6 protein-coding genes are annotated in these 6,110 nt (G+C 75.5%); 5 read left to right on the plus strand and 1 reads right to left on the minus strand.

What is annotated here, in order from left to right:
* The 4 genes from VGR37_22190 to VGR37_22205 form a co-directional block, all read left to right on the plus strand.
* Nucleotides 1-391, plus strand: a 391-nt coding sequence (locus tag VGR37_22190) for a hypothetical protein (GenBank protein ID HEV2150124.1), incomplete at its 5' end; no start/stop codon positions are given.
* A gap of 90 nt (nt 392-481) precedes the next feature.
* The gene (locus tag VGR37_22195; GenBank protein HEV2150125.1) at nt 482-1,591 is read left to right on the plus strand and encodes an FAD-dependent oxidoreductase; all 1,110 of its coding nucleotides are present in this window, start codon (nt 482-484) and stop codon (nt 1,589-1,591) included.
* A 69-nt stretch (nt 1,592-1,660) separates the two neighbouring features.
* On the plus strand, nt 1,661-3,304 hold the full coding sequence (locus VGR37_22200; protein HEV2150126.1) for a glycosyltransferase: 1,644 nt from the start codon (nt 1,661-1,663) through the stop codon (nt 3,302-3,304).
* Nucleotides 3,301-4,065, plus strand: coding sequence for a YdcF family protein (locus VGR37_22205; GenBank protein HEV2150127.1), 765 nt, complete (start codon nt 3,301-3,303; stop codon nt 4,063-4,065). Before VGR37_22200 ends, VGR37_22205 begins: the two co-directional genes overlap by 4 nt.
* Nucleotides 4,066-4,078: 13 nt before the next feature.
* On the opposite strand, the gene VGR37_22210 is transcribed toward VGR37_22205, so the two are convergent.
* Nucleotides 4,079-5,032 carry an FAD-dependent oxidoreductase gene (locus VGR37_22210; protein ID HEV2150128.1) on the minus strand — a complete coding sequence of 318 codons (954 nt, stop codon included), beginning with the start codon at nt 5,030-5,032 and terminating at the stop codon, nt 4,079-4,081.
* Nucleotides 5,033-5,197: 165 nt separating this feature from the next.
* On the opposite strand from VGR37_22210, the gene VGR37_22215 reads away from it, so the two are divergent.
* Nucleotides 5,198-6,110 (plus strand): serine/threonine-protein kinase (locus tag VGR37_22215; GenBank protein ID HEV2150129.1); only part of this gene is annotated, 913 nt, incomplete at its 3' end.

Consider the following 6,110-nt stretch of genomic DNA (forward strand, 5'->3'; position numbering starts at 1 on the left):
GGCCTCGGCGGCGGTGCTGGCCGGCATGACGCACGGGGTGGCGGACGCCTGGGGGGCGTTCCTCTTCCCGGACAACCCGGTGTCGGCCCCGGTGTCGCTCCTCGTCTGGACCGGGCTGGCGGCGGCCGTGGTGGCCGGGCACCTGGGGCTCGCTTCGGCGCTGCCGCCGCGCCGCCGCTGGCGGGCGGGGCTCGCGACCGGCGGGGCGATCCTCCTCCTCGCCGGGGCCTCCGCGCTGGTGGAGGACGAGGGGTTCTCGGACGTGCCGGAGTTCTCCGGCGTGCTCAAGCCGGCCCCGGCCGGGTGGGTCCCCACCGCCCCGGTGTCCGCGCTGGAGGAGATGGCCGCGGAGCTCAAGGAGGAGGTGGACGCCCTCGCCGCGGAGGAGTAGCGGAACGGATCTCGCGGACCGTGCGTTTCCCGGCCGGCGCCCCGGGCACGGCGCCTCCGCTGCTGGACCGATCGAGGATGGATGCAGGCAATGGATCGCAGGACCGCGCTGCGGCACGCCGCGGCGATCGTGGCCGGGCTGGCGCTCCCGGGCTGCGCGCCCGGGCGGGCGGTGCGGGCCCACCCCTTCCCGCCCGCGAGGGCCCGGCTCGCGCGCGTGCACGTCTCGGAGCACCGGCTGATCCGCACGGTGGCGGGGCTGCGGCCGTATCGTCCGTCGGGCTTCCGCGTGGGGCCGGAGCGGATGGGCGAGACGCTGGTGATCCACAACTACGGCCACGGCGGCGCCGGGGTGACGCTCTCCTGGGGGAGCGCCTGGCTGGCGCTGGAGCACGCCCTGGCCCAGCCGCACCGGCGGGCCGCGGTGCTGGGGTGCGGCGCGGTGGGGCTGGCCACGGCGCGCCTTCTCCAGGACCACGGCTTCACGGTCACCCTGTATGCGCGCGACCTCCCCCCGAACACCACCTCCAACGTGGCGGGCGCGCTCTGGTCGCCGGTGGGCGTGGCGGACTGGGACCAGCGCGAGGGCCCCTTCGCCCCGGTGCTGGCGCGCGCCGCGCGCATCGCCCACCGCCGCTTCCAGACCCTCGTGGGCGAGCGGTACGGGGTGCGCTGGCTCCCGCTGTACATGCTCAACCCCCGGGTGGGCGCCGGGGTGCCCTGGACCTGGAGGCTCACCCCCGAGCTGTACAACGCGGAACGCCTGGAGCCCCGCGAGCACCCGTTCCCGCAGCCGGGGGCGTGGCACGCCCACACCATGATGATCGAGCCCGATCCCTACCTGCGGGCCCTGCTGGAGGACTTCCGCCTGGCCGGGGGCGAGGTGGTGGTCCGCGACTTCCCCGACCTGGCCGCGGTGCTCGCGCTCCCGGAGCCGGTGGTGCTCAACTGCACCGGCCTGGGCGCCCGCGCGCTCTTCGGCGACCGGGAGCTGAAGCCGGTGAAGGGGCAGCTCGCCTTCCTGGTCCCCCAGCCGGAGGTGGAGCACATGTACATCGCCGGCGACCTCTACATGTTCCCGCGGCGGGACGGCATCCTCCTGGGCGGCACGTACGAGGCGGCGGACTCGGTGGAGCCCGATCCCGCCGCCACCGCGCGCATCCTGGAGGGCCACCGCCGGCTCGCGCTGCAGATGCGCTGAGCCCGCCCCGGGCCCGCTGGCCGCAACCTTGCGAGGCGCGAGCGCTCACGCCAATCCTCGCGAGGTCCCATGATCTGCATCCTGCACGGATACCTGCTGGAGGGCTCCGGGAGCAACCTGTGGACCCGCGCCATCGTGGAGTCCCTCTGCCGCCAGGGGGAGACCGTCCACCTGATGGCGCAGGAGAACCACCCCGAGCGCTACCCCTTCGTCACCCAGGCCCGCCGCTACGGAACGGACGGCTCCGTGGAGACCTTCTACCGCGGGGAGCGCTCCGCCGCCGGGTGCTGCATCCTGCACAAGCCGGTGCTGGGCGACACCCTCCCCGTCTACGTGTGGGACCGCTACGAGGAATTCCCGCGGGTGGTGCCCATGGTGGAGCTCACCGATCCCGAGATCGAGGAGTACCTGGACCGGAACGTCCGCGCCCTGCTGCGGGTGGTGGCGGAGAACGGCGTCACCGCCCTGCACGCCAACCACGGCGTGCTGATGTCCGTGGTGGCGCAGCGGGTGAGCGAAGCCACCGGAATCCCCTTCGCGGTGATGCCCCACGGGAGCGCCCTGGAGTTCGCCATCCGGCGGGACCCGCGCTTCCACCGGCTGGCGACGGAGGCCTTCGCCGCCGCCGGCCGGGTGTTCGTGCACGGGGAGGAGATGCGCGGGCGCGTCCGCTCCATCCTCCCCGACGTCCCCGGGCTGGAGGAGAAGTTCTCCGACCTCCACCTGGGGGTGGACACCGCCCGGTTCGAGCCGGTGACCCGCAACGGGCGGCGCGCCAGCATCGAGCGCATGGGCGAAACGCTCGAGGGCGTGCCCCGCGGCCGGACCCCCGCGCAGACGGAGGCGATGCTCTCCCGCCTGCACGGGGGGATGGACGCGGACGAGCTGCGGGGCGCCTTCCGGGCGGCGCAGGACTACGACAACAAGGCTCCCGACGCCGACGTGGAGGCCAAGCTGCAGGCGGTGCGATGGGAGAGCGACCCCACGCTGCTGTTCGTGGGGCGGCTGATCTCCACCAAGGGGATCCACGGGGTGCTGGCCGCCCTCCCGCTGCTCCTGGACCGGTGCCCCGACCTGCGGCTGCTGGTGGTGGGGCACGGGCCGCTTCGCGAGCCGCTGGAGGCGCTGCTCTGGGCGCTGGAGCACGGGGAGCGCGCCCTGGTGGAGCGGATCGTCGCGGAGGGGAGGAGCCTGGAGGGGGCGCCCGAGGGGGAGGGCGGCGGCACGGAGCTGACCCAGGCGGCGCGGTTCCTGGACGCGCTCCGGGCGCGCGGGGAGCTGGACGCGTACTACGCGGCGGCGCGGGAGCGGGTGCGCCCCGACCGGGTGGTGTTCACCGGGTACCTCACCCACCGCGAGCTGCGCTACCTCTTCCCCTGCTGCGACGCCGCGGTCTTCCCCTCGGTGGTGAAGGAGGCGGGGCCGCTGGTGTTCCTGGAGGCGCTCGCCTCCGGCGCCTTCCCCCTGGGCACCTACTTCGGCGGGATGCGCGCGAGCATCGACTCCGTGGCCGAGGCCCTCCCGCCCGGTGGCGCCGAGGCCATGAAGCTTTCCCCGGACCCGGAGCACACCGTGGCCGACATCGTCCGCCACGTTCCCGCGGCGCTGGAGATGGGCGAGCGCCACAAGGAGGCGCTGCGCCGCGTGGCCCGGGAGCGCTACGACTGGACGAGCGTCGCCCGCAAGCTCGCCGCCGAGCTGGAGGCCCTGTGACCCCTCACCACCCCGTGGAGCCCTCCCCTCCCGCGGACGCCATCGTGGTGCTCAGCGGGGGCGTCGGCCCGGACGGCTCGCTGCCGGTGCTGTCTCGCACGCGGGTGGAGCGCGCGGCGCAGCTCTTCCACGGCGGGATCGCCCCGCGGATGGTCATGTCCGGCCGCTGCGGGCTCACCGCCCCCGAGCCGGCGGTCACCGAGGCCGCGGCAATGGCCGCGTACGCCCGGGAGCTGGGGGTCCCGGAGGAGGCCCTGCTGCTGGAGGAGGAGTCCCGGGACACCCTGGGGAACGCGTACTTCACCCGGGAGCGCCTCCTGCGGCCCGGCGGGTGGACCTCCATCCGCGTGGTCACCTCGGACTTCCACCTCTCCCGGGCGGCGTGGGTGTTCCGCAAGGTCCTGGGCCCGCACTACGACTTCTCCTTCGTGTCCGCCGCGTCCGGGCTCTCCCCGCGGGAGCTGATCGACCGGGCCCTGGAGGAGTGCAGGATCCTGATCTTCCTCAACGAGTGGCTGCAGGCGCTGGAGGACGGCGACGACCACGCGCTCGACCGGCTGATGGAGCACGAGCACCCGGGCTACGCGGACGCGCCGGCCCTGACGCACGACCAGCTGCAGCGGCGGCTGGACGAGATCGCGCGCATCGACCGCATTGCCGGGAGCGTCCGGTGGATCTCGGGGCCCTGGGACGGCGCGTCCGAGCGCCGGGCCGGGGCGGACCGCCGCGCCCGCCGCTCCATGTCGCTGGGCAGGAGGTAGCGCGGCCGGACGCTCACCCCGCCAGCGCCGCGGCCTCCTCGGCGCACCCCCACGACAGCGTCAGCCCGGACCCGCCGTGCCCGTAGCAGTGCACCACGCGGGTGCCGTCCGGGAACGCCTCCGTCTCCAGCCGCACCGCGGGCCGCCCCGGCCGCAGCCCCACCCGGTGCTCCAGGATCCGCGCCCCCGCCAGGCGCGGCTCCAGCTCGGCGCAGAGCCGGAGGATGCGCTCCGCCACGCGCGGGTCGGGGGTGGCGTCCCACGCGCCCTCGTCCGCGGTGCCGCCCAGGACGCACTCCCGCTCGCTGCGGGGGATCACGTAGGTGAGCCCCTCCGGGTGCTCCTCGTCCAGCAGGATCCGCCGGAGGCCGGGGTTCTCCACCCGCACCACCTGCCCGCGGATGGGGAAGGTCGCCGCGTCGCCGGCGACCTCCCGCGCACCCAGCCCGGTGCAGTTGAGCACCACCGGGCACGCCGCCCGCGCCTCCGCCAGCGAGCCCACCCGCCGCCGCTCGGTCACGCCGCCGGCCGCGTGGAAGCGCGCCGCCAGCCAGCGCAGGTACGCCGGCATGTCCGCGGTGGGGACGGTGAAGGCCCACCCCTGGGCGAACCCGGGCGGGAGCTCGTCCGGGCGGGCGTGGCGGAAGTCCGGGACCGCGCCGCGCCAGGAGGGATCCGCCACGGGGCGGCGCCACAGCTCCAGCGCGGGGAGCATCCGCACCCCCGCATCCGGCACGGTCGCCAGCTCCGCCAGCACGCCGAAGGTGCGCCGCCCCCAGGCGTCCACCCGCTCCGCCGGATAGGCCCGGTACGGGTACCAGAACGCCCCCGCCACCGCGGAGACGGTGTCCTCCGGCGCCTCCGCCGCCCAGAGCCGCACCCGCCGCCCCGCCTCCTGCAGCCGGACCGCAGCCGACAGGCCGATCACCCCGCCGCCGAGGACCAGTGCGTCGGTGGATCGTGCCATGCGCGGCGGGGTGGATGGTGGCGGAGGGACGCTGCGGGCACCCAAAGGTCGGGCGCGGCGCCCGCGCGGGCAAGACGAAGGGCCCCACCGGATCACATCTTGCAAAGTTCCGGAGCGTTCACGCGGCGGCCCGACGCCGGCACCCGGCCCCAGCAGCGGACGTCCATGCCCGGATTCGAAGGGCTGCTCGCCGGTCGCACCCTCTGCGACCGCTACCGGATCGAGGAGGTGATCGGCCGGGGCGGCTTCGCCGCGGTGTACAGCGCCACGGACGAGCGGCTGGGGCGCCCCGTCGCGGTGAAGGTCATCACCTTCTCGGCGACCAACCCGGAGACCCGCCACGAGGTGCAGGAGCGCTTCCGCCGCGAGGCGCGCGCCATCGCCGGCCTGCACCATCCAAACGTCGTCACCCTCTACGACTTCGGGAACGATCCGGCGCTGGGGCTGGACTTCTTCGTGATGGAGCTGCTGCGCGGGGAGGACCTCGCGCACCGCCTGGCGCGCCCCCGCCCCATCCCGGTCGGGGCCGCGCTCCGCATCCTCCGGGACGCCGCCGCGGGCGTGAACGCCGGCCACCAGGCCGGGGTGGTGCACCGGGACATCAAGCCCGGAAACGTCTTCCTGGCCCGGCGCGAGCCGCGCGCCCGGGTGCGGGTGTGCGTGCTGGACTTCGGGATCGCGCGCTTCACGCTGGCGGAGGAGGCCACCCAGCTCACCCGCGCCGGTGGGATGCTCCTGTCCCCGGCCTACGCCTCGCCCGAGCAGCTCCGGGGCGACGCCGGGATCACCCCGGCGTCGGACGTGTTCAGCCTGGGTGTGATCGGCTATGAGCTGCTCACGCGGGAGCGGCCCTTCGCCGGAAACCGGCTCCAGCCGCCCCCGGAGGGGCACCCGCCCCCGGTCCCGGCGCACGAGCGCAACCCGGAGGTGCCCGTGGCGGTCTCGAAGGCGGTCGCCCGCGCGCTCGCCGAGGATCCCGCGGACCGGTTTCCCGACGCGGGCGCTTTCGCGGACGCCCTCGCCGCCGCCGAGGCCGCGGTCTCCGCGCATCGCGCAGCATTCGCCGACGCACTGCAGG

This window comes from Longimicrobiaceae bacterium (assembly GCA_035936415.1).
Lineage (GTDB): Bacteria > Gemmatimonadota > Gemmatimonadetes > Longimicrobiales > Longimicrobiaceae > JAFAYN01.